This window comes from Piscinibacter sp. (assembly GCF_047600445.1).
In the GTDB taxonomy this organism is placed as follows: domain Bacteria; phylum Pseudomonadota; class Gammaproteobacteria; order Burkholderiales; family Burkholderiaceae_C; genus Piscinibacter.
The window spans coordinates 784,405-808,558 of the sequence record NZ_JASGKT010000002.1; the positions used below are offsets into that span (position 1 = coordinate 784,405).

A 24,154-nucleotide genomic window follows, 5' to 3' on the forward strand; every position below is an offset into this window, starting at 1 on the left:
CTGGCGTGACCGAGTAGTACTCGACCTCGTGAAGCAGTTCTGCCTCTGCCTGCGGCAGAACCTGGACCGCGATCACTTCGCGATGGCCCGCGCCTTGGCGAAGACTTCTTCGGCGGAGAGCGCCTGCGCCTCGCCGCGGTCGTATGCCGCCAGGCGACGCTCGATCTCCGCTGCCCAAGCCGCGTCGAGTTCGGTGGATGCCGGCTCGTTCAGCGACTCGAGCAGCTCATCGACAAGGCGCTCACGCTCCCCGCGTGGCAGTTGCTTGCCTCGAAACGCAAGCTCGGCGGCGGTACCGGGCATGGTGAGCACTCCGAAGGGTGCGGTGAGCCACTCCTGGGTCGATTCGAGTAGCGGATCACCCGCCGTCGCGCGGAAGGGCGTCGAGACTCGCCATCGTCTGGAGACACGCCTGCGCGGCCTCCGTTCCCTTCTTGACGAAGTGCTCGCGGAAGAACCGCTGGTGGTCCGCGTGCTCGTGGAAGTCTCGCGGTGTCAGCACCGCGGACAGGACCGGCGTGTCGGTTTCCATTTGAACCCGCATCAACGCGTCGATGACGGCCGAGGCGACGAACTCGTGGCGGTAGATGCCGCCGTTGACCACGAGGCCGCAGGCGATGATGGCGTCGTAGCGTCCGCAGCGGGCCAGACGCTTCGCGTGCAGCGGTATCTCGAACGCGCCCGGCACCTCGAACAGATCAATCCGGTCCGGCGCCACGTGATTCCGTTCGAGTTCGGCGCGCATCGCGGCCGTGCCCGTGGCGACGATGTCGCGATGCCACGCCGACGCGACGATGGCCACCCGGCGCGGCCGTGAATGCGGCGCTGCGGGTTGCGGCGCTGCTGCGGGAGAGTGGGAAAGCTGATTCATGGGGTTCTCACCAGAGTGGCTACCAGAATCAGGGCATGCACGCATACGCGGCGCCGTGCGCATGCGCGCCGACGCCGAGGCTACGCGCTCTCTTTCATCCGGACTGTGACCGTCGGCTCTGGCGTCGCACCAGATCTGCTGACCCCGGCACCGCAAGGGCGGATACCAGGCGCTCGCGGGCTCCCGCGGTTGCCCGCAGATACCGCCGGTGGGGAATTCCGCCCCGCCCTGAGAACGCTGCCGGCCCGCGAAGGCTGGCGGGGGGATTGTAGAAGGGCAGGTGCGCGGCCGATCCTTCAGCCATCACCCCGCCGAGTTTTTCACCGCAACACCTCCAATCCCCCACTCGCCCGCAAATCCGCCAACACCTTCTCCGCGAAGTCCCCTGTGTAGAAATTCTCGAACGTCTCCTGCGTGCGCGGATAGCGGTAGCTGCGCTGGAACTCGCCTCGGGCAACCACGCTGACCATCCCGGGCGCAGCCTCGGCGGCAGCGCCTTCCTTCGGCACCGCGCGGAACAGCGTGACGTCGAAGCGGAAGAACCTGCCCGCCGCATCCTCGTCGACCTTGTGCGCCACCTGCAGCACGCGGCTGCAGCGCTGCGCGGCGACGCTCTCGAACACCATCTGCTCGGCCGTGCCGGTGATCCCCTCGGGCACCAGCAGCTTGACGACGCGATAGCGCTGCGCCACCAGCCGGTCGTGCAGCTCGGTGGTCACCGCCGCGTTGATGCGCGTCCACATCGCGCTGACCTTGGCGTCGGCGAAGCGGCTGCCGATCGCGCCGCCGGCGACGATCGCGCAGCCTTCGTTGGCGAGCAGGTAGGCCGGCACGCCCGGCTCGGCGCTGGGCACCGCCGGCGACGCGCGTTTCACCGAAGGTGTCGCCGCCGCGGGTGAAGGCGATGCGGGCGGCGTCGAGCAGGCCGCGAGCGCGGCGGCCGCGCAGAGGCAGGCGAGGGTGCGGGCGAGTGTCATCAAGGTGTGGGCGGCGAGTGGCGGATGTCGCGCAAGCATAGAGCACGCGCGCGCCGTAGACTCGCCGCCATGACCTCCGCAGCACTCCCCCTTCGCACCCTCGGCCGCAGCGATCTGGCGGTCACGCCCGTCTGCCTCGGCACGATGACCTTCGGCGAGCAGGTCGCCGAGCGCGACGCGCACGCCATCCTCGACCACGCGGTCGAGCGCGGCATCAACTTCATCGACACCGCCGAGATGTACTCGGTGCCGGCGCGGCGCGAGACCTACGGCGCCACCGAGACCATCATCGGCAACTGGTTCGCCGCGCGCCCCGGCGTGCGGAAGAAGGTGGTGCTGGCCACCAAGGTGGCCGGGCCGTCGCGCGGCATGGACTGGATCCGCAACGGCAGCGCCAACCTGACGCGCGCCGACATCCTGGCCGCCTGCGACGCCAGCCTGAAGCGCCTGCGCACCGACGTGATCGACCTCTACCAGATCCACTGGCCGGCGCGCAACGTGCCGAGCTTCGGCGCGCTGTATTTCGACCCGACCAAGGAGCGCGAGGTCAGCGGCATCCACGAGCAACTCGACGCGCTGGGCGCGCTGGTGAAGGCCGGCAAGGTGCGCCACGTCGGCGTGTCGAACGAGTCGTCCTACGGCGTGGCCGAGTTCGTCAAGCTCGCCGAGATACACGGCCTGCCGCGCATCGCCAGCGTGCAGAACCCCTACGCGCTGACCAGCCGCGCGCTCGACAACGGGCTCGACGAGGTGATGCACCGGCTCGGCGTGTCGCTGCTCGCCTACTCGCCGCTGGCCTTCGGCGCGCTGACCGGCAAGTACGACGAGAGCGGGCTGAACGGCAGCGTGCAGCCCGGCCGGCTGGCGATGTTCGACAGCATGAAGAAGCAGCGCTGGGCGCGCCCCGAGGCGCTGGAAGCCGCCAGGCGCTACAACGCGCTGGCCCGCCGGCACGGCCTCGCGCCGGCGCACCTGGCGCTGGCCTTCTGCTACACCAACTGGCGCGTGGCCAGCACCATCATCGGCGTGACCACGAAGGCGCAGCTCGACGACGACCTCGCCGCCTGGGGCCTGGCGCTGTCGCCGCAGGTGCTGGCGGAGATCGACGCGATCCGCTGGGCGCAGCGCGATCCGGCGCAGTAGGCGTGGACCTTCTCGCCGGCGCGCCCGCCGCGACGCTGATCCTCGCCGTCATCGTCGTCGTCAGCCTGCTCGGGCTGAACGGCATGCCGCAGCTCGTCGAGCGCAACCTGTTGCGGCCCTTCCACCTCGTGCCGCAGCGGCAGTGGCACACGCTGGTCACCAGCGGCTTCATCCATGCCGACGTGGCGCACCTGCTGTTCAACGGCTTCAGCTTCTGGGCCTTCGGCTTCGACCTGGAGCGCGCGCTCGGCACGCCGGCCTTCGTGGCGCTGTATGCGTTCGGGCTGCTGGCCAGCAGCATCGCCACCTGGCTGATCCATCGCCGCCAGCCGGGCTATTCCAGCCTCGGCGCCTCGGGGGCGATCCTGGCGGTGGTGTTCGCGGCGATCGTGGTCAACCCGGGTTCGTCGCTGTACATCCTGCCGATCCCGTTCCCGATCCCGGCGCCGCTGTTCGCCGTCGGCTACCTCGCCTACAGCGTGCTGGCCGGGCGCAGCGGCGTCGGGCGCATCAACCACGACGCGCATGCCGCCGGCGCACTGGCGGGGCTGCTGTTCATGGCGCTGGCGGCGCCGGGCTCGCTGGGCCGCGCGCTGTCCACCTGGCTCGGTTGAATCCGCATGGCGAAGAAGGACAAGCACGTCAGCGAGACGCCCGCCACCGCCTGGCTGCGCGAGCGCGGCATCGCCTTCACCGAACACGTCTACGACTACGTGGAGCACGGCGGCACGGCCGAGTCGGCGCGCCAGCTCGGCGTGGACGAGCACGCGGTGGTCAAGACGCTGGTGATGCAGGACGACAAGCGCGAGCCGCTGGTCGTGCTGATGCACGGCGACAGGCAGGTGAGCACCAAGAACCTCGCGCGCGCCATCGGCGCGAAGTCGGTCGAGCCCTGCGCGCCCGAGGTGGCGCAGCGCCACAGCGGCTACCAGGTGGGCGGCACCTCGCCCTTCGGCACGCGCAAGGCGATGCCGGTGTATGTGGAGGCATCGGTGCTCGCGCTGCCGCGCATCTGCATCAACGGCGGGCGGCGCGGGTACCTGGTGGAGATCGAGCCGGCGGTGCTCACGCAGCACCTGGGGGCGAAGGCGGTGAATTGCGCGATCTGACTAGGGCCGCTTCTTCCCCGTCAACATCCCCGCCACCAGGTTCTCGCCCTCCAGCGCGCTCATCACCAGCACGCCGCACAGGTGGCCGGCCACCAGCGCGGCGAGCAGCCAGGCCAGCGCGGCGTGCAGCGCTTCCAGCCAGGCGTAGCCCCACAGCCAGTCGGTGGTGTAGAGAAAGCCGGTGAGGCTGGTCAGCGCCACGCAGCCCAGCAGCGCCACGATCATCCAGCCGCCCAGCGGGTTGTGGCCGAGGTGGCGCGGCGCCCGTCCGCGCAGCAGCGCCCGCGCGTAGCGCCAGGTGGCGCGCGGGCCGCGCACGAAGTCGGCGAAGCGCGCGTGCCGACTGCCCCACACGCCCCAGGGGATGCGCGCGGCGACGATCGCCGCCGCGCCGTAGCCCAGCGCGTGGTGCAGCGGATGAAACCAGTGCCCGGTGACCCACGCCGCGCCGACCGTGACGGCCAGCAGCCAGTGCAGGCTGCGCACCAGCGCATCCCACACCGGCACCGCGGCGGGTTTCACTTCGCCGCGGGCGCCGAGGCTGCCGAGCCGCGCGGCTCGATGCGCTCGAAGGTCTTCGGGTTGAAGAAGGCCTCCACCCGCTCGCCCTTGGCGTCGAAGCCGTAGACCTCGTAGCAGGTGCCGAAGGTCTTCACCTGGCGCACGCGCCAGCCGGCGTCGACCAGCTTGCGCTGCAGCGCCATCTGCGGCTGCCACTGCTCCTTGGGCTCGTTCGGGCAGTCCACGTCGCCGTGGGCGAGGGCCGCGCCGCCGGCGGCGGCGAGCAGCAGGGCCAGGGTCGATCGAACGATGGTCTTCATGTCGGGACTCCGGTGCGCGGCCATGGCCTCAGAAGCGCATGCCCAGCGTGAGCTTGATGTTGCGCGCTTCGCCCGGCGTGTAGAAGCCCGGGTAGAGCTGGTCGCCGTAGACCTTGTTGGTCAGGTTGCTCACGTTGACCTGCGCGTAGATGTCCTCGTTGAAGGTGTACTCGGCCATCGTGTCGTAGACCACGTAGCGCGGCACGCTGGCCGTCAGCGAGGCCGCCGCCGTGCCGCCTTGCAGCGGGCGGTTGGTCGACGCGGCGCGCGCGCCGGCGGCGATGCGCAGTTGCGGCATCAACTGGTAGCTGAACCAGGCCGCGCCGGTGTGCTTGGGGCTGAGGCCGACGTCGTCGGTGGTCAGGTTGACGGCGGTGCCGACCTTGTCGATCTTGGCCTCCTGGATGTACGAGTACGACATGTACACCTCCAGCGCGGGCGTCACGCGCCCCACCACGTCGAGTTCCAGGCCCTGCGAATGGCGCTTGCCCGACAGCACCGGGAAGTTGCCGGCGAAGTCGGAGTCGGTGGTGCGCTCGTTGTACTTCTCGGTGCGGAACAGCGCCGCGCGCGTCGAGAGCTGGCCGTTCAGCCAGTCGAGCTTGGCGCCCACCTCGATGTTGCGGCTCTTCTCGGCGCCGACGCTGGCGGTCTGCTGGTTGGTGTACTGGTAGGTGTCGGCCGAGGTGTTGAACGAGGTGCCGTAGGAGACGTGGTACGACTGGAACGGCGTCGGCTGGAACAGCACGCCGAAGCGGCGGCTCCACAGGCCCGGGTACTTCAGCCGCGACTCGGTGACCGCGCTGGGCACCGTCGGCGTGGCGGCGTTGGCGTAGGCCAGGCTGTGCATGGTGGCCTCGACCTTGTCGTAGCGCAGGCCGCCGAGCAGCTTCCAGTGCTCGGTCAGCGAGACCAGGTCCTGCACGTAGGCGCCCAGCGCGCGGCCGGCGTAGTCGCTGCCCTTGCGGTAGGTGGGCACGGCGGCGGTCACGCGGCCGTCGTCGGGCGTGGCGACGCTGGTGCCGCCCTTGTTGTAGTTGGTGCCGACGGCGCCGTAGGCGGTGAAGCGGTCGGCCGATTCGCGCGAGGCGTCGATGCCGGCCAGCACGTCGTGGCGCATGCCGAACCAGGCGAAGCGGTTGCTGTAGTCGATTTGCAGGTAGGTGCCGTCTATGTCGTCCTTGCGCGGCGACAGGCCGCTGCGCGTCAGCGCGGTGTCGCGGCTGAAGGTCGCGCGGGTCACCGCCGGCGTGCCGGCCGGGCAGGTGCCGGCGGGCGTGAGCGCCACGCCGCAGTAGCCGGCCGTGGTGCCCCAGGTGGCGCGGCGGTAGTTGCCGGTGCGGAACTGCGTGCGCAGCTCGCCGTTGCCGTCGCCGAAGCGGTGCGTCCAGATGCCGGTGGCGTAGGCCGCCCTGCCGAGCAGGTAGTCGCTGTCGGTGCCGTAGAAGTTCTTCGCCGGGATGCCGGTGGCCACGCTGCCTTGCAGGTAGCGCAGGTTGGACATCGGCACGTTGTTCACGTTCAGGTAGAAGCCGCCGAGCGTGACTTCGTCGCTGCTGCCCGCACCCCAGGTGATGGTCGGCGCGATGCCCTGCTTGTCGATCTTCGCGCCGTGGTTGTCGGCCGACTGCACGACGGCGTTGAGGCGGAATGCGGTTTCTTCGCCGAGGCGCTTGTTGAAGTCGCCGGTGAAGCGCAGGTTCTCGCCGCTGCCGATGGTGGTGATGACCTCGTTGAGATCGGCCAGCACCGGCTTCTTGGTCACCTGGTTGATCACGCCGCCGGTGGAGCCGCGGCCGAACAGCATCGAGGCCGCGCCGCGCATCACCTCGATGCGGTCGTAGTTGAAGCTGTCGCGGTCGTACTGCGAGGGGTCCTTCATGCCGTCGATCAGCAGGTCGCCCGTCGTCGCGACCGGGAAGCCGCGCATGCGGATGTCCTGGTCGGTGCCGTTCTCGGTGGCCGCGAAGGTGATGCCGGCGGTGTAGTGCAGCGCCTGGCGCAGCGTGTCGAGCTTGACGTCGTCGAGCAGCTTCTCGGTCATCACGGTGACCGACTGCGGGATGTCGCGGATCTCCTGCCGGCCCTTGCCGATGCTCGTCTTGTTGACTTGCAGCGTCTCCTTGGCGGATTCCTCGACCGAGGCCTTCACCTTCACCTCGGGCAGCGTCGCTTCGGCCGGGGCCGAGGCGGCGGACGCCGGCGGCGTCGCGGCCTGCTGCGCCAGCGCGCTGCCGCCGGCCAGCATCATGCCGAATCCGGCGGCCAGCGCGCCGAGCGGCAGCATCTGGGGTGGGGCGTCACGCAGGCAGTCGGTCTTCTTGCTCATGGCTTCTCCAATGGGATTTCTTCGTTGAAACGCTGGCTTGCCGGCACCGCATGGCGGGCCGGCTGGCTGTGGGGGAAAGAGGTGCGCGCGCCGTCCTCAGCGCGGCTCCGGCTCGCTGACGAAGCCGATCTTGGCGAGGCCGGCGTTCGACGCGTCGCCCAGCACCTGGGCGACGAAGCGGTAGGGCGTGTCCTGGTCGGCGCGCAGGTGCACCTCGGGCTGCGGCACGCGCCGGCTCTCCAGCGCGAAGCGGCGCCGCGCCTCGGCGCGGTCGACCGGCTCGCCGTTCCAGAACCACTGGCCCGAGGGCGTGATCGCGAACTCGATCTTCTCCGCCCGCGCGATGTTGGGCGTCGAGTCCACCTTGGGCAGTTCCAGCTTGACCGCGTTGGTCAGCAGCGGCGCGGTGACGATGAAGATCACCAGCAGCACCAGCATCACGTCGATCAGCGGCACCATGTTGATCTCGGAGGTGGGCGCGCTGCCGCGCTGGGCGTCGAAGCTCGCGAAGGCCATCGCCGTCTCCTCAGGCGCGCGCCGTCTTCAGCGCCAGCGGCGCGGCCGCGGGCGCATCGGAGGCGGCCAGCGGCTGGCCCATCGCCACGAAGGTGTGCATCTCGTAGGCGAAGGCGTCCAGGCGCGACAGCACGACGCGGTTGGTGCGCGTCAGCCAGTTGTAGCCCATCACCGCGGGAATCGCGACCGCCAGGCCGACGCCGGTCATGATCAGCGCCTCGCCCACCGGGCCGGCCACCTTGTCGAGCGTGCCCGAGCCGCTCATGCCGATGGCCACCAGCGCGTGGTACACGCCCCAGACCGTGCCGAACAGGCCGACGAAAGGCGCGGTGGCGCCGACGGTGGCCAGCGCCGCGAGGCCGTTCTCCAGGCGCGTGGTCTCCTCGTCGAGCACCTTCTTGATGGTGCGCGTGACGAAGTCGCCCGCGCTGCCGGCCTCTTCGAGCTTGGCGGCGCCGTAGCGCGCGTGGTGCTGGCGCGCGTGCATCGCGTGGCTGGCCAGGTGCGAGAACGGGTCGCGCGCGCCGTGCGTGCTGATCTCGTTGGCGACCGCCTCCAGCGAGCTGGCGTTCCAGAAGAAGTTCAGGAAGCGCTCGCTGCGGCGCTTGCTGACCAGCAGCGCGATGCCGCGCACGACGATGATCGACCACGAGGCCACCGACATGATCAGCAGGATCGCGAGCAGCGTCTTGCCCACCACGTCGCTCTGCGCGATGAAGTGGCCGAAGCCGAGGTTGGCGGTGTCGTTCAAGTTCAGTTCTCCAGATCGAAGCTCAGGGGGATGGCGGCCCAGCCGGCGGTGGGCACGCCGTTCTCGGTATAGGGTTTGAAGTGCGCCTTGCGCACGGCGGCCAGCGCGGCCTCGTCGAGCGCGGCGAAGCCGCTGGAGCGGCTGACCTGCGTCTGCCGCGGCAGGCCGGCCTCGTCGATGTAGACGCGCACCAGCACGCGGCCGCTCTCGCGCGCCCGGCGCGAGGCGCGCGGGTACTCGAGCTGCGGCGGCACCAGGTACTGCACCGGCGAGGCGGGAATGATCTTGGGCGGCGCCGGCGGCGCGACCGGGGCGGGCGGCTCCGGCGGTGCCGGCGGCGCCTCCACCGCCACCGGCGGCAGCGGCGGCTCGGGTTCGGCGACGAAGCTCGGCTCGGCCGCCACCGGCGCGGGCGCCGCGGCGATCAGCGGAACCTTGGGCGGCGGCGTGCGTGGCGCCGGCGCGGGCGGCGGCGGCACCGGCGGCTGCTCGGGCGGTGCCGGCGGCGCGACGATGTCGACGAACATCGGCGCCGCGTCGACCACGGCCTGGCGCACCGCGTCGATCTGCAGCAGGCCCCAGCCGGCCACGAGGTGGGCGGCGATCATGCCGGCGACGACGCCGCGCCGCTGCGTCGGCGAGAGCGCGGCTTCGCGGTGCGGGCGGGGCAGGGCGGTGACGCTGTTCATGCCGAACGCCTGCCGGCCGCCGCGCACTGCGGGCACAGGCCGTGCAGGATCACGGTGTGGCCGCTGAGCTGGAAGTTCGACGCCTGCGCCACGCGGCGCAACTGCGCGTCGAGCGCGCGGTTGTGCATGCCGCGTGCGTGCCCGCAGCGGTTGCACACCTCCAGCGCGCTCCACGGCGGGCCGCGCCGCAGGCAGTACAGCGCCGGCCCGGCGCCGAGGCGGAAGCGGTCGATGATGCCGCTGTCGGCCAGCAGCGACAGCACGTTGTAGACCTGCGGCACCGAGGCCTTGTCGCCGCGCTGGTAGATCGCCCGGCAGACCTCGTCGGGCGTCAGGCAGCCGTCGTCCGGCGCGCCGTCGCGCAGCGCCTTCAGCACGAACAGGCGGATCGGCGTCGGCTTGAGGCCGCGCGCGAGCAGCAGGGCCGTCAGCGTGCCGTCGTCATCGGGCTCGGCGGATCGGATCAGGGCGAAGGGCACGGGTGCGCTCTGGAAGGGGTGTTTCCCTCCTTGCCGCACCAGATCCCGAAAAGGGAACCGCCGCGCGAAAAAATTTTCCGGCCGGGCTTCAGTACAGCAACTGCACCCCGAGCCGCAGCGCCCGCGGCGCGCCCGGCGTGATGTTGGTATTGCTGTGCGCGAAGGCGTGGTAGCGGGTGTCGAACAGGTTCTCGACGTTGAGCTGCACGCGCAGGTGGCGCGACGGCGCGTAGAACAGCGCGCCGTCCCAGCGCGCGTAGCCGGGCAGGCGCACGCTGTTGTCGGTGCTGGCGTACAGGCCGCTGCGCGCCGTCAGCCCCAGCGCGGCCGACCAGCGCGCGTCGAGCGCCCAGCGGTTCCACAGCGACAGGCCGTGGCGCGGCACGTGCGGCATCGCCGCGCCGGCCGGCGCGAGCGCGCTCAGCGAGCGGCGGATGCGGCTGTCCTGCAGCGTGTAGGCCGCCATCACCTGCCAGCCCGGCCGCGGGCTGCCGCCCAGGCCCAGTTCGAGGCCGCGCGTGCGCTGGCCGTCGACCAGCAGCAGGGCCTGCGTCGGCGCGGCCGGGTCGGCCACGGCCACGTTGCGGCGCTCGAACCGGTAGACCGCCGCGCTCGCGTCCAGCCCCGGCCGCGGGCTCCAGCGCAGGCCCAGTTCGCGGTTGGAGAAGCGCTCCGGCGCCAGCGACTGGTTGGCCGGCGTCAGCAGGTTGAGCTGCTCGCCGGCGCGCAGCGCGTAGCCGAGGCTGAGGTTGCCGTAGGCCGACCAGGCCGGATCGGGCTGCCACAGCAGCCCGGCGCGCGGCGACCACAGGCGGTCGCGGCTGGCCAGCCGCCGGCCGAGCTGGCGGTCGTCGACGTCGAGGCGGATGCGGTCGTGGCGCAGCGCCAGCGTCGCCTGCCAGTGCGGCGCGAGGCGCATCTGGTCTTGCAGGTGCAGCGCCGCGACGTGGACCTCGCTGCTGTTGTCGGGGTCGCTGTCGCGCTGCCGGAAGTCGATGGGCAGGTGCGACACCGGCTGCGACAGCGGCACCCACAGCGTGGTGGCGGCCGGGTCGGTGGCGAAGAAGCCGGTCTCGCGCCGGTTGTCGCCCTGCTGGCGGCCGAGTTCGATGCCGGCCAGCCACTGGTGCGTGACGGCGCCGGAGGCCGTGCGCCAGCTCAGCTCGGCCTGGTGCAGCAGGTTGCGGCGCCGCATGCGGCTGTTGTGCGCCAGCAGTGCCACCTCCAGGCCGTCGGCGCCCTGCCGCACCGTGCCGGGAAAGGCGTTCTGGAAGAACTTGTCGTAGTCGGCCAGGCGGCTGCGCGCCTGCAGCAGCAGGCCGTCGCCGAGGTCGAGGTCGAGCTGCGCGTTCAGCGCGTTCAGGCGGATCCAGGTGGTGCTCGCCTGCGGGTTGCCGAAGAAGGCCGCCGGGTCGGTGGCCAGCGGGCGGCCGAGCCACGAGGGCACGCCGCGGTCGGCGGTGCGGTGGTCTTCGAAGTGCTCGAAGCCGGCGCTCAGCAGCGCCTTGCCCGGCACGCGCCAGGCCAGCACCGGGTTGATGCCGTGGCGGCGCAGGTGGAAGAAGTCGCGGTAGCCGCCGGAGTCTTCCAGCATCAGGTTCAGGCGCGCGCTCAGCGTGTCGTCGATCGGCTCGTTCAGGTCGAGCGTGACGCGGCCGAGCGCGTCGCTGCCGGTCTCCATCGCGAGGCGGCGGAAGGCCGTCGCCTCGGGCTGCTTGGCGATGCGGTTGATCAGCCCGCCGACCGCGCCATGGCCCACCGTCGCCGCGTTCGGGCCGCGCAGCGCCTCGACGCGCTCGATGTTGTAGAGGTCGCGGTAGTACTGCACGTCGTCGCGCAGGCCGTCGAGCAGGAAGTCGGAGGTCGACAGGCTGCCGCGGAACACCGGCGTGTCGCGGTTGCCCTCGCCCTGCGCCGCGCCCAGCCCGGGCACGTAGCGCAGCAGCTCGGCCAGGCTGCGCGGCGCCTGGTCGCGGATGAAGTCGGCCGACAGCACCGTGGCCGACTGCGGCAGCTCCTGCAGCGGCGTCTCGCTGCGGGTGGCCTGCACGCTGGGGTAGCGGTAGCGCACCGGCGCGTCGTCGGCCGCGGCGTGCACGCGGATCTCGGCCAGCAGCGTGTCGCGCCCGCCCGGCGCGGCCGCCTCGGCCGGCGCGGCGCGGCGCAGCGTGAAGGCCGGCCCGTCGCCGGCCAGCGCCAGGCCGCTGCCCGCCAGCAGGCGCTCGAAGGCCTCGCGCAGCGTGAAGCGCCCGCTCAGCGGCGCATGGCGCACGCCGGCCACCAGACGCTCGTCGACGGAGAACGGCACGCCGGCCTGGGCCGCCAGCCGGCTCGCGCCGGCGGCCAGCGTTCCGGCCGGCAGGTCGACGTCGAACACGCGCTCGTCCGCCACGGCGGCCTGCATCACCAGGCTCAGCAGGCCGGCCCGCAGCGCGGTGCCGATCCAGCGCCGGGTCTGCTTCACGCCGCGACGACGCGGACCCAGCCCGGCAGCGGGCGTTCGACCCGCACCGGCAGCGTGCGCTCCAGCAGCCGGTAGACCTGGTCGAGATCGTCGAGCGGGAAGGCGCCGACGATGCGCAGCGCCGCCGCGTCGTCCGCGCAGCTCAGCCAGCCGCGCTGGTAGCGTGCCAGCTCGGCGCAGAAGGCGGCCAGCGGCCAGCCGTCGGCCACCAGCATGCCGCGTGTCCAGGCGTCGGCCTCGGGCGTCGCGGGCTGCGCGTCGCCGAGGCTCGAGCGGTCGAAGCGCAACTGCCGGCCGGCCGGCACGCGCCGCGGCGCGGCGCCCGCGGCGTGGGCCACGTCGACTGCGCCCTCGAACACGCACAGCGAGCCGTCGTCGCCGTTGCGCCGCGCGCTGAAGCGCGTGCCGACGGGGCTCAGGCCGCAGGCGGCCAGGTCGAGCCGCCAGGGGCGCGACGGCACGGCCGTGTCCTCGGCGGTGGCCACCAGCAGCTCGCCGCGCAGCAACTGCACGGCGCGCTCCTGCGCGGTGTAGCGGATGCGCAGCGCCGTGTCGGTGTTGAGCCACAGCCGCGTGCCGTCGGCCAGGCGCATCTCGCGGCGCTCGCCGACGGCCGTGCGCGCATCGGCGTTCCAGTCCTGCTGCGCCACCAGCCAGCCGGCCGCGCCGGCGAAGCCCACGCCGGCCAGCGTGCCCAGCGCGCGGCGCCGGCTGGTGTTCACGCGGCGCGCCCGTGTCAGCGCCTGCACCGCGGCATGGCGGTCGATGCCGGGCGGCAGGTCCTCGAAACCTTGGTTGAGGGCTTCGACGCGCTGCCAGGCGCGCGCGTGGCGCGGGTCGGCCTGCAGCCAGCGGCGCCAGGCCTCGCGCTCCCGCTCGCCGGGCGCCCCGCCGAGCACCGCGAACCACTCGGCCGCCTGCCGCAGGATCTGCTCGCTCGGCGCGCCGGCCGCCTCGGGCTCAGTCATCCTGGAGCAGCAGCCGGTGCATGACCTGCGCCATGTACTTCTTGACCATGCGTTCGGACACGCCCAGCTCGGCGGCGATCTCCGGATAGCTCAGCCCTTCGAGCCGGGCCATCAGGAAGGCGCGGCAGGCGTTCGGCGGCAGGCCGCGCAGCCGCGCGTCGACCTGCGCCAGCGCCTCCAGCGCGAGCGCCTTGTCCTCGGGCGAGCGGGCCCATGCGGGCGGCGTCGCCTGCAAGGCGTCGAGGTAGGCGCGCTCCAGATCCTGGCGGCGCCAGTGCGACACCACCAGTGCGTTGGCCACCGTGGTCAGCAGCGCGCGCGGCTCGCGGATCGCCGCGGCCAGCTCCGACGACAGCAGCTTGACGAAGGTGTCCTGCGCCAGGTCCTCGGCCTTGTGGCGGCAGCCGAGCTTCTTGTTCAGCAGCCCGCGCAGCCAGCCGTGGTGGTCGGCGTAGAGCGTGCCGAGGGAGGGATGCACCGGGTTGGCAGACATGGTGTGGGCGGGAGGAGAGCGAAATTTGACGAATGATAACGATTTCGATTCGTTCAGGCACCGATGCGGTACCGATGCGGCATTGACGCGGCCTTGACGCCGCAGCGACGCCGCGCTGACGCCGCGCCGCCTACGCTGCCCGCACGATGTCGACGCAACCCGCTTCCGCCGGCGGCAGCCTGCCGCGCCTCGGCCGCCCGCTGGCCCTGCTGGCGATCACCGCCTTGCTCAATCCCTACACGCTGTTCCTGCGCGACGCGGGGCTGGTGCACTGGGTCGCGGCCTTCCTGATTCCCTGCGGCGGCTCGCTGGCCGCCGAGGCGTGCCTGCGCTGGCTGCGGCGCGGCGCGGCGCGCGCCGGGGACCTGGCGGCCGCGCTCAGCGCGAAGGCGTTCGCGCTGCAGGCGGTGCTTCTGTGCTTCCAGTGGGCCGACGTGTAGCGCCGCGCCGCGAGCGCGCGATCATCCACGCCAGGAAGCCGCACATGCCCGTGCCGGCGACCACCAGCCCGGCGGTGGCCGCCGCCCACATGCCCGCGGCGCCCTTGAGCGCCGGCGGCGTCAGCCCGGTCAGGTCGAAGGCCACCGTGTAGCCGCCGGCCAGCCCGACGCCCCAGATCGCCAGCGCGTAGATCACCAGCGGTGCCACCGCGATGCGCCAGGCGCGCAGCACGAAGCCGGCGATGGCCTGCGCGGCGTCGGCGACGTGGAACAGCGCCACCCAGGCCAGCAGCGGCAGCGCCGCGGCGGCGACCACCGCGTCGCGCGTGTACAGGCCGACGATGCCGGCGCGGAACAGGTAGACGAAGCTGCCCATCGCCGCGGCGATGGCCACGCCGATCTCCACGCCGTGCCAGCCGATGCGGTGCGCGTCGGGCAGGTCGCCGGCGCCGATGCGCTGCGCCACCAGCGTGCTGGAGGCGTTGGCGATGGCCAGCGGCATCATGAACATCAGCGCCACCAGGTTGGCCGCGATCTGGTGCCCCGCCACCGGCGTGGCGCCCAGGCGCGAGATGAAGAAGGCCATGAAGGTGAAGCCGGTCACCTCGATCATGATCGAGCCGCCCATCGGCACGCCCAGGCGCAGCAGCGCGAGCAGGCTGGCGCGGTGCGGCCGCGCGAAGCGGCCGGCGACGCGAAAGCGCGCGTAGAACGGGTCGCGCTGCAGGATCAGCCAGGCCGCCGCGAGCTGCGCGAGCATGCACAGCGCCGTGGCCGTGCCGCAGCCGGGCGCGCCCAGCGCCGGCAGCGGCCCGGCGCCGAACACGAACAGCGCCGTCAGCGGCACCTTGAACAGCAGCGCGCCGAGCTGCAGCAGCATCACGATCTTCGGCCGCGACACCGCGGTGTTGAAGCCGCGGAAGGCGGTGAACAGCAGCGCCGGCGGCAGCGCGACGGCCAGCGCCGCGAGGTGGCCGCGCACCTTGGCCGCCACCTCGGGCGGCGCGCGCGCGAGGTCGAGGAAGGGCTGCGGCCACAGCAGCAGCGCGCAGCCCGGCACGGCCAGCGCGAGCGCCAGCCACATCGCCTGGTGCAGTTGCGCGCCGCAGGCCTCGTGGTGCTGTGCGCCGTAGAGCTGGCCGGCGATCGGGCTGACCGCCAGCACGATGCCCATCAGCCCGATGAAGACGGTGATGTAGGCGGCGCCGCCGATCGCCAGCGCGGCGAGGTCGGTGGCGCCGGCGCGCGCGGCCATCACCGTGTCGACGGTGGAGAAGGCCAGCACCGCCACCTGGCCGACGAACACCGGCCAGGCCAGCGGGGCGATGCGCCGCGCGCTGCCCGCCAGCGCCGCGAGGCGGCTCACGAGGCCGCCTCGCGATCCTCGTCGGCGCCGCGCTCGGCGCGCTCGGCGTAGCGGTTGAAGCGCCAGGCCGTGCCTTCCATCGTGATGCGCCGCCAGGTGGCGCGTTTTTCCACCGGGCTCATCTCGGTCCAGCGCTGCACCTCGTCGAACGTGCGGCCGCAGCCCTTGCAGACGTCGTCGCCCTGGCTGGTCGAGCAGATCGCGATGCAGGGCGTGTCGGGCGTGCTGCGGTACCAGTCCATCCACGCGGCGCGCGCGCCGCCGGACAGCGCGGCCTCGTCGACCTGCAAGTCGTGCTGCCAGACCATGCTGCCGTAGACCTCGGCGAGCGCGCGCACCTCGGCGCAGGCGGTGATGCCGTCGAGCGAGGGCGAGCGCGCGCGCCACCAGTTGATGGCGGCCTCGATGTCGGTGATGTGGATGCCGGCCATGACGCTCGTCGCGCGCGAAGGGGCGGAAGAATAGCAGCGCGCGCACCTTCCTGCCGGGTCCGGGCGCGGTGTCACAATCGCCGCGCAGCGAGGTCCGCCGTGCTCGACATCGAAGCCCCTTCCATCGACTCCGCGCGCATGCGCCGCGCGGGGCGCGAGCTGCTCTCGCTGGCGCTGATGGATTCGCGCAACCACACGCTGCGCTGGATCGCCGCCTTCGAGCGCGCGCTCGCGTCGAGCGAGCTGACGGTGCCGCAGCAGCACGACCTGAGCCCGCCGCTGTGGGAGCTGGGCCACCTCGGCTGGTTCCAGGAGCGCTGGATCGCGCGCAACGTGCAGCGCCAGCGCGGCGCGCGCTGCGACCCGTCGCGCCCGCGCCTGCCGTCCATCCTCAGCGACGCCGACCGCTGCTTCGACCCCGCCGAGGTGTCGCACGCGATGCGCTGGCGCGTCGAGCTGCCCGAGCTGCAGGCGACGCGGCAGTACCTCGTCGACACGCTGGAGACCACGCTCGAGCTGCTCGACGCCACGCCCGAGGACGACGACGACGCGCTGTACTTCTACCGCCTCGCGCTGTTCCACGAAGACCTGCGCGGCGAGATGTTCGCGCAGATGAGCCAGACGCTGGGCTTCGACGCCGGCCTGCTGGCCGCGCCGGCGGCGCTGAACCCGCGCGAGGCGCTGCTGTTCCCGGCCACGCGCTGGCCGCTGGGCTGCGAGCCCGGCGGCTTCGTGTTCGACAACGAGAAGTGGGTGCACGAGGTCGCGCTGCCCGAGTTCGAGATCGACGCGCAGCCGGTGAGCTGGCAGCAGTACGCCGAGTTCGTCGAGGACGGCGGCTACGACGCGCCGGAGTTCTGGCATCCGCAGGGCTGGCAGTGGCTGCAGCGCGAGGGGCGGCGCACGCCGCGCCACGTCGACCAGATGCGCCACGGCGTGCTGGCGCAGCGTTTCGGCAAGCTGATGCGCGTGCCGATGGCGCAGCCGGCGATGCACCTGGCCTGGTACGAGGCCGACGCCTGGTGCCGCTGGGCCGGCCGGCGCCTGCCCAGCGAGGTGGAGTGGGAAGCCGCCGCGCACCAGGGCGCCAGCCGCGGCTGGCGCTGGGGCGACGTGTGGGAGTGGACGGCCAGCACCTTCCGCCCCTACCCGGGCTTCGCGCCGGGGCCGCTGCGCGACTACTCGCAGGGCGCCTTCGGTACGCACAAAGTGCTGCGCGGCGCCTCGTTCGCGACGCGCTCGCGCATGCGCGAGCCCAAGTTCCGCCAGTTCGCGCTGCCCGAGCGCGACGAGATGTTCTGCGGCTTCAGGAGCTGCGCGGCGTAGCGCCGCGCCCGGGCTCGTCGAGCGCCGCCGCGAAGGCCTGTTCCAGCGCGTGGCACAGCGCCTCGATCTGCGGCGCCAGCCGCGCCTGCGCGCGCCGCTCGGCGGCCAGCAGCCGCGCGCCGGCCGGCGACAGCCGCGCGGGCTGGCCCTTGACCCAGACGACCAGCTCGCGGCCCAGTTCGGCCTCCCAGCGCCTCAGCTCGCCCCACACGTGGCGGTAGGACAGCCCGAGCGTGCGCGCCGCCGCGCGGATCGAGCCGGTGTCGTGCAGCGCGTCGAGCAGCGCGATCAGCGGGTGGTGCAGCCCGCGCCGCAGCTCGGGCTCGACGCTCAGCGCATAGCTCAGGTGGACGTGGTGCATGGGGCGCGTCGGGGGCAGCGGGGAGGCGGTGTTATGAACAAAAGATCATAAGGGAACCCCTGCGCTTTGCAGGGTCGGGCACGGCTCGAAGAATGCTTCGCAGACCGCCGCGCGGCGCGGCGGCACGCCACCCGAGGAGACACCACCGTGAGCGTTCCCATTTCCCTGACCGTCAACGGCAAGGCCGTGTCGGTGAACGTCGATCCGCGCACGCTGCTCGTGCAGTTGATCCGCGAGCACCTGCAACTCACCGGCACGCACGTCGGCTGCGACACCGCGCAGTGCGGCGCCTGCACGGTGCACCTGAACGGCCGCGCGGTGAAGTCGTGCTCGATGCTGGCGGTGCAGGCGCAGGGCGGGCAGGTGACGACGATCGAGGGCCTGTCGGCCGCCAACGGCGAACTGCATCCGATGCAGGCCGCGTTCCGCGAGTGCCACGGACTGCAGTGCGGCTTCTGCACGACGGGCATGGTGATGTCGGCCGTCAAGCTGCTGGAGGACTGTCCGAACGCCAACGAACAGCAGATTCGCGAAGGGCTGGACGGCAACATCTGCCGCTGTACGGGTTATCACAACATCGTCAAGGCGATCCAGCACTGCCAGAGCGGCAAGGCCGGGCAGCCGGTGGCGGCGGCCTGAGCGGGGAGGGCACGACCATGACGGACATGTCCAACTCCCCCATCGGCAAGCCGCTGCTGCGCCGCGAGGACGCCCGCTTCCTCACCGGCGCCGGCCAGTACACCGACGACGTGGTGCTGCCGGGCCAGACCTACGGCGTGTTCCTGCGCTCGCCGTTCGCGCACGCGCGCATCAGGTCCATCGACACCGCCAAGGCGGCGCAGGCGGCCGGCGTCGTCGCGATCTTCACCGGCGCCGACCTCGCCGAGGCCAAGGTCGGCGGGCTGCCCTGCGGCTGGCTGATCCACAGCAAGGACGGCTCGCCGATGAAGGAGCCGCCGCACCCGGTGCTGGCGCAGGGCAAGGTGCGCCACGTCGGCGACCAGGTGGCGCTGGTGGTGGCCGAGACGCTGCTGCAGGCCAAGGACGCCGCCGAGCTGATCGAGGTCGACTACGAGGAACTGCCGCCGGTGATCGACATCACCCGGGCCGACACCTGCGGCAGCGCGGTGCACGACGAGGTGCCCGACAACGTCTGCTACGACTGGGGCCACGGCAACAAGGACGCGGTGGACGCCGCCTTCGGGCAGGCCGCCAAGGTGAGCACGCTGGCGTTCGTCAACAACCGGCTGATCCCCAACGCGATGGAGCCGCGCGCCGCCAACGCGCAGTACACCCGGCACGACGACAGCTACACGCTGTGGGTGGCGAACCAGAACCCGCACGTCGAGCGCCTGCTGATGAGCGCCTTCGTGCTCGGTCTGCCGGAATCGAAGGTGCGCGTGATCGCGCCCGACGTCGGCGGCGGCTTCGGCTCGAAGATCTTCCTCTACGCCGAGGAGACGGCGCTGGTGTGGGCGAGCAAGCGCGTGGGGCGGCCGATCAAGTGGACCGCCGAGCGCAGCGAATCCTTCCTCACCGACGCGCACGGCCGCGACCACCACACCAAGGTCGAGCTGGCGATGGACGCCAAGGGCAACTTCCTCGCCATGCGCGTGGACACCATCGCCAACCTGGGCGCCTACCTGTCGACCTTCGCGTCCAGCGTGCCGACCATCCTGTACGCCACGCTGCTGGCCGGGCAGTACAAGACGCCGGCGATCTACTGCAACGTCAAGGCGGTGTTCACCACCACCGCGCCGGTGGACGCCTACCGCGGCGCCGGCCGGCCGGAGGCCACCTACGTGGTCGAGCGCATCGTCGAGCAGGCGGCGCGCGACATGAAGATGGACCCGGCGGCGATCCGGCGCCAGAACTTCATCACCGAGTTCCCGTACGCGACGCCGGTCGGCCTGACCTACGACACCGGCAACTACGCGGCGCACCTCGACAAGGCGATCCAGATCGCCGACGTGGCCGGCTTCGCGGCGCGCAAGGCGGCTTCCGCCGCCAAGGGCAGGAAGCGCGGCCTGGGGTACAGCTGCTACATCGAGGCCTGCGGGCTCGCGCCGTCTAACATCGCCGGCGCCCTGGGCGCGCGCGCCGGGCTGTTCGAGGCCGGCGAGGTGCGTGTGCACCCCACCGGCACGGTGACGGTGTTCACCGGCTCGCACAGCCACGGCCAGGGCCACGAGACCACCTTCGCGCAGGTGGTGGCGGCCAAGCTGGGCATCCCGGTCGAGAGCGTCGAGATCGTGCACGGCGACACCGGCCGCGTGCCCTTCGGCATGGGCACCTACGGCAGCCGTTCGCTGTCGGTGGGCGGCACGGCGATCGTCAAGGCGGTCGACAAGATCATCGCCAAGGGCAAGAAGATCGCCGCGCACCTGCTCGAAGCCTCGGACACCGACATCGAGTTCGAGGGCGGCGAGTTCAAGGTCAAGGGCACCGACAAGAAGCTGCCGTTCGGCTCGGTGGCGCTGACCGCCTACGTGCCGCACAACTACCCGCTCGACAAGCTCGAGCCCGGCCTGAACGAGAACGCCTTCTACGACCCGACCAACTTCACCTACCCGTCCGGCAGCTACGTCTGCGAGGTCGAGGTCGACCCCGAGACCGGCCGCGTGACGGTGGAGCGCTTCACCGCGGTGGACGACTTCGGCAACATCATCAACCCGATGATCGTCGAGGGCCAGGTGCACGGCGGCCTCGCGCAGGGCCTGGGCCAGGCGATGCTGGAAGGCTGCGTCTACGACAGCGAATCCGGCCAGTTGCTGACCGGCTCGTACATGGACTACACCATGCCGCGCGCCGACGACCTGCCGAGCTTCAGCGTCGACCACACCGTCACGCCCTGCACGCACAACCCGCTGGGCGTGAAGGGCTGCGGCGAGGCCGGCGCGATCGGCTCGCCGCCGGCCTTCGTCAATGCGCTGACCGACGCGCTGGGCGTGAAGGACATGCCGATGCCGGCCACCGCCGAGCGCGTCTGGCGCGCCGCCAACCACATCCCCGCCTGAGGAGAGACGACCATGTATGCATTCGACTACCAGCGCCCGGGCAGCGTCGCGGCGGCGGCCGCGGCCTTCCAGGGCGATGCGCGCTTCCTCGCCGGCGGGCAGAGCCTCGTGCAGGCGATGCGGCTGCGGCTGTCGTCCAGCGAGCGCCTCGTCGACCTGGGCGGCATCGCCGAGCTGAAGGGCATCACGGTCGGCGGCGGCAGCGTCGTGATCGGCGCGATGACCACGCACGCCGCAGTGGCCGCCTCGCCCGAGGTGAAGAAGGCCCTTCCGGCGCTGGCCGGGCTGGCCGGCGGCATCGGCGACGCGATGGTGCGCAACATGGGCACCATCGGCGGCTCGATCGCCAACGCCGACCCGGCGGCCGACTACCCGGCCGGCGTCGTCGGCCTGAACGCGACGGTGAAGACCAGCCGGCGCAGCATCGCGGCCGACGACTTCTTCAAGGGCCTGTACGAAACCGCGCTCGAACCCGGCGAGCTGATCACCGCGGTGAGCTTCCCTGTGCCGCAGCGCGCCGCTTACGTGAAGTACAGGCAGCCGGCCTCGCGCTTCGCGCTGGTGGGCGTGTTCGTCGCGCAGACGGCCGACGGCGTGCGCGTGGCCGTCACCGGCGCGGCCGGCAGCGTGTTCCGCTGCAAGCCGATCGAGGACGCGCTGGCGAAGAGCTTCACGCCCGAAGCCGCCAAGGCGGTGAAGGTGAGCGCCGACGGCCTGAACGCCGACCTGCACGGCTCGGCCGCCTACCGCGCCGCGATGATCAGCGTGATGGCCTCGCGCGCGGTGGCCGCGGCGCTGGCGTCTTGAGGGACGGCATGAGCCGGGCCGAGCGCCGGGCCGCTCCCAAGCCGGCCCGGATCCCCTCGGGGGATCGGCCGATGTACTCATCGGACGAGGGGCGGTCATGAGCGGTGCATCGAACTTGCCGGCCACGGTCGACGAGACGATCGCGCTGCTCGCCGCGCACGACTACCTGAGCGACCGGCGGCTCGCGACCGCGCTGTTCCTCGCGCTGACGCTGCGCCGGCCGCTGTTCCTCGAAGGCGAGCCCGGCGTCGGCAAGACCGAACTCGCCAAGACGCTGGCCGGCGCGCTGGGCGCCACGCTGCTGCGCGTGCAGTGCTACGAGGGCCTGGACGTGGCGCATACCGCCTACGAGTGGAACGTGGCGCGCCAGATGGTCGAGATCCGCCTGGCCGAAGCGGCGCACGCGATCCACGACAGCGCGGACCGCGACCGCCTCGCGCACTCGCTCTACTCGCGCGCGATGCTGATCGAGCGCCCGCTGCTGCAGGCGCTGACGCAGCCGCGTTCGCCGGTGCTGCTGATCGACGAACTCGACCGTGCCGACGAGCCCTTCGACGCCTTCCTGCTCGAAGTGCTGGCCGAGAACCAGATCACCATCCCCGAGCTGGGCGCGGTGAAGGCGAGCGCGCCGCCGATCACCATCATCACCAGCAACCGCACGCGCGAGATCCACGATGCGCTCAAGCGCCGCTGCCTGTACCACTGGGTGGAGTTCCCCGATGTCGAGCGCGAGCTGGACATCGTGCGCCGCAAGGCGCCGGGCGCCTCCGAGCGGCTGTACCGGCAGGTGGTGGAGTTCGTGCAGCGCATGCGCACGCTCGACCTGTTCAAGGCGCCGGGCGTGGCCGAGACCATCGACTGGAGCAACGCGCTGGTGGCGCTCAACGCGATGCGCCTGGACCCCGCCACGGTGAGCGACACGCTGGGTGTGCTGCTGAAGTACCAGGACGACATCGCGCGCATGGGCGGCGGCGACACGGCGAAGATCCTCGACGAGCTGAAGGCGCGCGCGCTGCTGGACTGAACGGGCATGCTGGCCGAGAACCTCGTGCACTTCTCGCGCATCCTGCGCGACGCGGGCCTGGCCGTGGGGCCGGACCGCGTGCTGGCGGCCGTCGCGGCGGTGGAGGCGGTCGGCCTCGACCGGCGCGAGGACGTGCGCGCCGCGCTGTCCGCCGTGATGCTCGAACGCCACGAGCAGCAGACCCTGTTCGACGCCGCCTTCGACGCCTTCTTCCGCGACCCCAAGCTGCTCGAGCAGATGATGTACCTGCTGCTGCCCAAGGTGCAGGGCCGCGGCGAGAAGCACACGCCGCCGCGCGCCAACCGCCTGGCCGAAGCGCTGGCCGCGGCGCCGCCGAAGCGCGAGCCGCCGCCCGGGAACCGGGCCGCGCAGGACGAGATCCGCTTCGAGACCGAGTTCAGCTTCTCCGCGCGCGAGCGCCTGGCGCAGGCCGACTTCGAGAGCATGACGACGGCCGAGTACGAGATGGCCAAGAAGCTCGCCGAACGCTCGCCGCTGCCGGTGCGGCCGGTGCGGCGGCGCCGCCACGAGGCGAGCCCGCGCGGCGGCGCGCTCGACCTGCGCCGCACGCTGCACGGCATGGCGCGCGCGCCGCACACGCTCACGCCGGCCTTCACCCGGCCGCGCAGCGAGCTGCCGCCGCTGGTGGTGCTGATCGACATCTCGGGCTCGATGGAGCGCTACTCGCGCCTGTTCCTGCACTACGTGCACGGGCTGACGCGCCGGCACCTGAAGGTGCACACCTTCGTGTTCGGCACGCGGCTGACCCCCATCACGCGCTGCCTGCGCCAGCGCGACCCCGACGTGGCGCTGAATATGGCCGATCAACTCGTGCACGACTGGAAGGGCGGCACCCGCATCGCCGCCAGCCTGGACGAATTCAACCGCCGCTGGGCGCGCCGCGTGCTCGGCGGCAACGCGGCGCTGCTGCTCGTCAGCGACGGGCTCGAACGCGACGACGACGGCGCGCTGGAACGCAGCGCCGCGCAACTGCGGCGCCTGGCGCACCAGGTGGTGTGGCTCAACCCGCTGCTGCGCTTCGCCGGTTTCGAGCCGCGCGCCGCCGGCATCCGCACGCTGCTCGCGCACGTCGACCGCTTCCTGCCGGTGCACAACCTCGCCAGCCTGGCCGATCTGGCGCAGGCCTTGCGCCGGCCGGCGCTGAACCCTTCCACCCTGCTGCACTGAACACCACTGCCATGGAACTCACAGGCGAACGACTCATTGCCGCCCCGATCGCCACCGTCTGGGCCGGCCTCAACGACCCCGAGGTGCTGAAAGCCTGCATCAACGGCTGCGAATCGCTGGAGCGAACCGGCGACGACGCCTTCGCCGCGCTGGTGGCGGTGCGCGTCGGGCCGGTGTCGGCGAAGTTCAAGGGCACGCTGAAGACGAGCGACGTGAAGCCGCCGACCAGCTACACCATCGCCTTCGACGGCCAGGGCGGCGTGGCCGGCTTCGGCAAGGGTTCGGCCGACGTGCGGCTCGCCCCCGAGGGCGGCGGCACCCGGCTCAGCTACCAGGCGCGCGCCCAGGTGGGCGGCAAGATGGCGCAGGTGGGCTCGCGCCTGATCGACGCGGCGGCGGCCAAGATCGCCGAGGACTTCTTCTCCGCCTTCGAGGCCAGGCTGGCGCCGCCGCCGCCGGCGGCCGAGCCGTCCGCGGCGGCGCCGCAAGCGGCTCCTGCGCCCGCCGCCGGCGGCGGCAACACGCTGTGGTGGATCGCCGGCGCGCTGGTGCTGGCGGTGCTGGCCTGGCTGCTGATGCGATAA

27 protein-coding genes and 1 riboswitch are annotated in these 24,154 nt (G+C 72.1%); of the genes, 11 read left to right on the forward strand and 16 right to left on the reverse strand.

All coding sequences use genetic code 11. From position 1 onward, the window contains the following. Positions 1–72: 72 nt before the first annotated feature. From QM792_RS07720 to QM792_RS07730, 3 genes are all read right to left on the reverse strand, one after another. Entirely contained in the window at positions 73–303 is a 231-nt protein-coding gene (locus tag QM792_RS07720; protein ID WP_415148938.1) for an addiction module protein, read from the reverse strand. 55 nt (positions 304–358) lie between these two features. After that, on the reverse strand, positions 359–871 hold the full coding sequence (locus tag QM792_RS07725; RefSeq protein ID WP_415148940.1) for a 6,7-dimethyl-8-ribityllumazine synthase: 513 nt from the start codon (positions 869–871) through the stop codon (positions 359–361). A gap of 82 nt (positions 872–953) precedes the next feature. Next, a riboswitch (FMN riboswitch) is annotated at positions 954–1,111 on the reverse strand. Between the two features lie 80 nt (positions 1,112–1,191). Beyond that, a complete protein-coding gene (locus QM792_RS07730; protein WP_415148942.1) occupies positions 1,192–2,031 on the reverse strand; it encodes a hypothetical protein in 840 nt (279 codons plus the stop codon). Here QM792_RS07730 and QM792_RS07735 point away from each other — a divergent pair. From QM792_RS07735 to ybaK, 3 genes are read left to right on the forward strand one after another with little or no spacing between them, the layout of a single operon-like run. Beyond that, on the forward strand, positions 1,993–2,991 hold the full coding sequence (locus QM792_RS07735) for an aldo/keto reductase (RefSeq protein ID WP_415148943.1): 999 nt from the start codon (positions 1,993–1,995) through the stop codon (positions 2,989–2,991). The two genes, QM792_RS07730 and QM792_RS07735, sit on opposite strands and share 39 nt — an antisense overlap. Before the next feature lie 2 nt (positions 2,992–2,993). Next, positions 2,994–3,605, forward strand: a complete 612-nt coding sequence (locus QM792_RS07740) for a rhomboid family intramembrane serine protease (protein ID WP_415148945.1) — start codon at positions 2,994–2,996, stop codon at positions 3,603–3,605. 6 nt (positions 3,606–3,611) lie between these two features. Continuing rightward, positions 3,612–4,100: a Cys-tRNA(Pro) deacylase gene (gene ybaK, locus QM792_RS07745; RefSeq protein ID WP_415148946.1), complete on the forward strand. Its 489-nt coding sequence runs from the start codon at positions 3,612–3,614 to the stop codon at positions 4,098–4,100. Here the strand turns inward: ybaK and QM792_RS07750 are convergent, their stop codons facing one another. From QM792_RS07750 to QM792_RS07795, 10 genes are all read right to left on the reverse strand, one after another. Further along, positions 4,101–4,622, reverse strand: a complete 522-nt coding sequence (locus QM792_RS07750) for a cytochrome b/b6 domain-containing protein (RefSeq protein ID WP_415148947.1) — start codon at positions 4,620–4,622, stop codon at positions 4,101–4,103. Then, positions 4,619–4,921 carry a PepSY domain-containing protein gene (locus QM792_RS07755; protein WP_415148949.1) on the reverse strand — a complete coding sequence of 101 codons (303 nt, stop codon included), beginning with the start codon at positions 4,919–4,921 and terminating at the stop codon, positions 4,619–4,621. Before QM792_RS07755 ends, QM792_RS07750 begins: the two co-directional genes overlap by 4 nt. Before the next feature lie 28 nt (positions 4,922–4,949). Continuing rightward, a complete protein-coding gene (locus QM792_RS07760) occupies positions 4,950–7,250 on the reverse strand; it encodes a TonB-dependent receptor (RefSeq protein WP_415148951.1) in 2,301 nt (766 codons plus the stop codon). A 96-nt stretch (positions 7,251–7,346) separates the two neighbouring features. Then, a complete protein-coding gene (locus QM792_RS07765) occupies positions 7,347–7,766 on the reverse strand; it encodes an ExbD/TolR family protein (protein WP_415148953.1) in 420 nt (139 codons plus the stop codon). Positions 7,767–7,776: 10 nt separating this feature from the next. Then, positions 7,777–8,517 carry a MotA/TolQ/ExbB proton channel family protein gene (locus QM792_RS07770; RefSeq protein WP_415148954.1) on the reverse strand — a complete coding sequence of 247 codons (741 nt, stop codon included), beginning with the start codon at positions 8,515–8,517 and terminating at the stop codon, positions 7,777–7,779. A gap of 2 nt (positions 8,518–8,519) precedes the next feature. Beyond that, positions 8,520–9,206 (reverse strand): energy transducer TonB, encoded by a 687-nt coding sequence (locus tag QM792_RS07775; RefSeq protein WP_415148956.1) that lies wholly within the window; start codon positions 9,204–9,206, stop codon positions 8,520–8,522. Then, the gene (locus QM792_RS07780; protein WP_415148957.1) at positions 9,203–9,685 is read right to left on the reverse strand and encodes a Fur family transcriptional regulator; all 483 of its coding nucleotides are present in this window, start codon (positions 9,683–9,685) and stop codon (positions 9,203–9,205) included. Before QM792_RS07780 ends, QM792_RS07775 begins: the two co-directional genes overlap by 4 nt. Before the next feature lie 88 nt (positions 9,686–9,773). Further along, positions 9,774–12,149, reverse strand: a complete 2,376-nt coding sequence (locus tag QM792_RS07785) for a TonB-dependent siderophore receptor (protein ID WP_415148959.1) — start codon at positions 12,147–12,149, stop codon at positions 9,774–9,776. Next, complete coding sequence (locus QM792_RS07790; protein WP_415148961.1) at positions 12,146–13,117, reverse strand: FecR domain-containing protein; 972 nt, start codon at positions 13,115–13,117, stop codon at positions 12,146–12,148. Before QM792_RS07790 ends, QM792_RS07785 begins: the two co-directional genes overlap by 4 nt. After that, positions 13,110–13,610, reverse strand: a complete 501-nt coding sequence (locus QM792_RS07795) for a sigma-70 family RNA polymerase sigma factor (protein WP_415148963.1) — start codon at positions 13,608–13,610, stop codon at positions 13,110–13,112. The genes QM792_RS07790 and QM792_RS07795 overlap by 8 nt, the downstream gene beginning before the upstream one ends. A 146-nt stretch (positions 13,611–13,756) precedes the next feature. On the opposite strand from QM792_RS07795, the gene QM792_RS07800 reads away from it, so the two are divergent. Next, complete coding sequence (locus QM792_RS07800; RefSeq protein WP_415148965.1) at positions 13,757–14,050, forward strand: hypothetical protein; 294 nt, start codon at positions 13,757–13,759, stop codon at positions 14,048–14,050. Here the strand turns inward: QM792_RS07800 and QM792_RS07805 are convergent. Both QM792_RS07805 and QM792_RS07810 read right to left on the reverse strand, forming a co-directional pair. Further along, positions 13,989–15,416 carry an MATE family efflux transporter gene (locus QM792_RS07805; protein ID WP_415148966.1) on the reverse strand — a complete coding sequence of 476 codons (1,428 nt, stop codon included), beginning with the start codon at positions 15,414–15,416 and terminating at the stop codon, positions 13,989–13,991. The genes QM792_RS07800 and QM792_RS07805 overlap by 62 nt on opposite strands. Continuing rightward, positions 15,413–15,847 (reverse strand): DUF3717 domain-containing protein, encoded by a 435-nt coding sequence (locus QM792_RS07810; protein WP_415148968.1) that lies wholly within the window; start codon positions 15,845–15,847, stop codon positions 15,413–15,415. Before QM792_RS07810 ends, QM792_RS07805 begins: the two co-directional genes overlap by 4 nt. 99 nt (positions 15,848–15,946) lie before the next feature. On the opposite strand from QM792_RS07810, the gene senA reads away from it, so the two are divergent. Further along, positions 15,947–17,173, forward strand: coding sequence for a selenoneine synthase SenA (senA, locus tag QM792_RS07815; protein ID WP_415148969.1), 1,227 nt, complete (start codon positions 15,947–15,949; stop codon positions 17,171–17,173). Here the strand turns inward: senA and QM792_RS07820 are convergent. Further along, positions 17,154–17,534 (reverse strand): winged helix-turn-helix domain-containing protein, encoded by a 381-nt coding sequence (locus tag QM792_RS07820; RefSeq protein ID WP_415148971.1) that lies wholly within the window; start codon positions 17,532–17,534, stop codon positions 17,154–17,156. The genes senA and QM792_RS07820 overlap by 20 nt on opposite strands. Before the next feature lie 147 nt (positions 17,535–17,681). Here QM792_RS07820 and QM792_RS07825 point away from each other — a divergent pair, with 147 nt between their 5' ends. The 6 genes from QM792_RS07825 to QM792_RS07850 all read left to right on the forward strand — a co-directional run bounded on the left by QM792_RS07825 (position 17,682) and on the right by QM792_RS07850 (position 24,154). Beyond that, entirely contained in the window at positions 17,682–18,173 is a 492-nt protein-coding gene (locus QM792_RS07825) for a (2Fe-2S)-binding protein (protein WP_415148973.1), read from the forward strand. Between the two features lie 26 nt (positions 18,174–18,199). Beyond that, positions 18,200–20,551: a xanthine dehydrogenase family protein molybdopterin-binding subunit gene (locus QM792_RS07830; protein ID WP_415148974.1), complete on the forward strand. Its 2,352-nt coding sequence runs from the start codon at positions 18,200–18,202 to the stop codon at positions 20,549–20,551. Between the two features lie 12 nt (positions 20,552–20,563). Further along, positions 20,564–21,358 carry an FAD binding domain-containing protein gene (locus QM792_RS07835; RefSeq protein WP_415148975.1) on the forward strand — a complete coding sequence of 265 codons (795 nt, stop codon included), beginning with the start codon at positions 20,564–20,566 and terminating at the stop codon, positions 21,356–21,358. Positions 21,359–21,455: 97 nt separating this feature from the next. Then, a complete protein-coding gene (locus QM792_RS07840) occupies positions 21,456–22,382 on the forward strand; it encodes an AAA family ATPase (protein ID WP_415148976.1) in 927 nt (308 codons plus the stop codon). A gap of 6 nt (positions 22,383–22,388) precedes the next feature. Next, a complete protein-coding gene (locus tag QM792_RS07845) occupies positions 22,389–23,570 on the forward strand; it encodes a vWA domain-containing protein (protein ID WP_415148978.1) in 1,182 nt (393 codons plus the stop codon). An 11-nt stretch (positions 23,571–23,581) separates the two neighbouring features. After that, a complete protein-coding gene (locus QM792_RS07850) occupies positions 23,582–24,154 on the forward strand; it encodes an SRPBCC family protein (protein ID WP_415148980.1) in 573 nt (190 codons plus the stop codon).

Bases quoted from the DNA above. Each gene is read 5' to 3' on its own strand.
- QM792_RS07725 (WP_415148940.1), bottom strand. From the start codon at position 871: ATGAATCAGCTTTCCCACTCTCCCGCAGCAGCGCCGCAACCCGCAGCG.
- QM792_RS07795 (WP_415148963.1), bottom strand. From the start codon at position 13,610: ATGTCTGCCAACCCGGTGCATCCCTCCCTCGGCACGCTCTACGCCGAC.
- QM792_RS07835 (WP_415148975.1), top strand. From the start codon at position 20,564: ATGTATGCATTCGACTACCAGCGCCCGGGCAGCGTCGCGGCGGCGGCC.
- QM792_RS07720 (WP_415148938.1), bottom strand. From the start codon at position 303: ATGCCCGGTACCGCCGCCGAGCTTGCGTTTCGAGGCAAGCAACTGCCA.
- QM792_RS07820 (WP_415148971.1), bottom strand. From the start codon at position 17,534: ATGCACCACGTCCACCTGAGCTATGCGCTGAGCGTCGAGCCCGAGCTG.
- QM792_RS07775 (WP_415148956.1), bottom strand. From the start codon at position 9,206: ATGAACAGCGTCACCGCCCTGCCCCGCCCGCACCGCGAAGCCGCGCTC.
- QM792_RS07735 (WP_415148943.1), top strand. From the start codon at position 1,993: ATGACCTTCGGCGAGCAGGTCGCCGAGCGCGACGCGCACGCCATCCTC.
- QM792_RS07765 (WP_415148953.1), bottom strand. From the start codon at position 7,766: ATGGCCTTCGCGAGCTTCGACGCCCAGCGCGGCAGCGCGCCCACCTCC.
- QM792_RS07810 (WP_415148968.1), bottom strand. From the start codon at position 15,847: ATGGCCGGCATCCACATCACCGACATCGAGGCCGCCATCAACTGGTGG.
- QM792_RS07755 (WP_415148949.1), bottom strand. From the start codon at position 4,921: ATGAAGACCATCGTTCGATCGACCCTGGCCCTGCTGCTCGCCGCCGCC.
- QM792_RS07830 (WP_415148974.1), top strand. From the start codon at position 18,200: ATGTCCAACTCCCCCATCGGCAAGCCGCTGCTGCGCCGCGAGGACGCC.
- QM792_RS07790 (WP_415148961.1), bottom strand. From the start codon at position 13,117: ATGACTGAGCCCGAGGCGGCCGGCGCGCCGAGCGAGCAGATCCTGCGG.
- ybaK (WP_415148946.1), top strand. From the start codon at position 3,612: ATGGCGAAGAAGGACAAGCACGTCAGCGAGACGCCCGCCACCGCCTGG.
- QM792_RS07850 (WP_415148980.1), top strand. From the start codon at position 23,582: ATGGAACTCACAGGCGAACGACTCATTGCCGCCCCGATCGCCACCGTC.
- QM792_RS07840 (WP_415148976.1), top strand. From the start codon at position 21,456: ATGAGCGGTGCATCGAACTTGCCGGCCACGGTCGACGAGACGATCGCG.
- QM792_RS07800 (WP_415148965.1), top strand. From the start codon at position 13,757: ATGTCGACGCAACCCGCTTCCGCCGGCGGCAGCCTGCCGCGCCTCGGC.
- QM792_RS07845 (WP_415148978.1), top strand. From the start codon at position 22,389: ATGCTGGCCGAGAACCTCGTGCACTTCTCGCGCATCCTGCGCGACGCG.
- QM792_RS07760 (WP_415148951.1), bottom strand. From the start codon at position 7,250: ATGAGCAAGAAGACCGACTGCCTGCGTGACGCCCCACCCCAGATGCTG.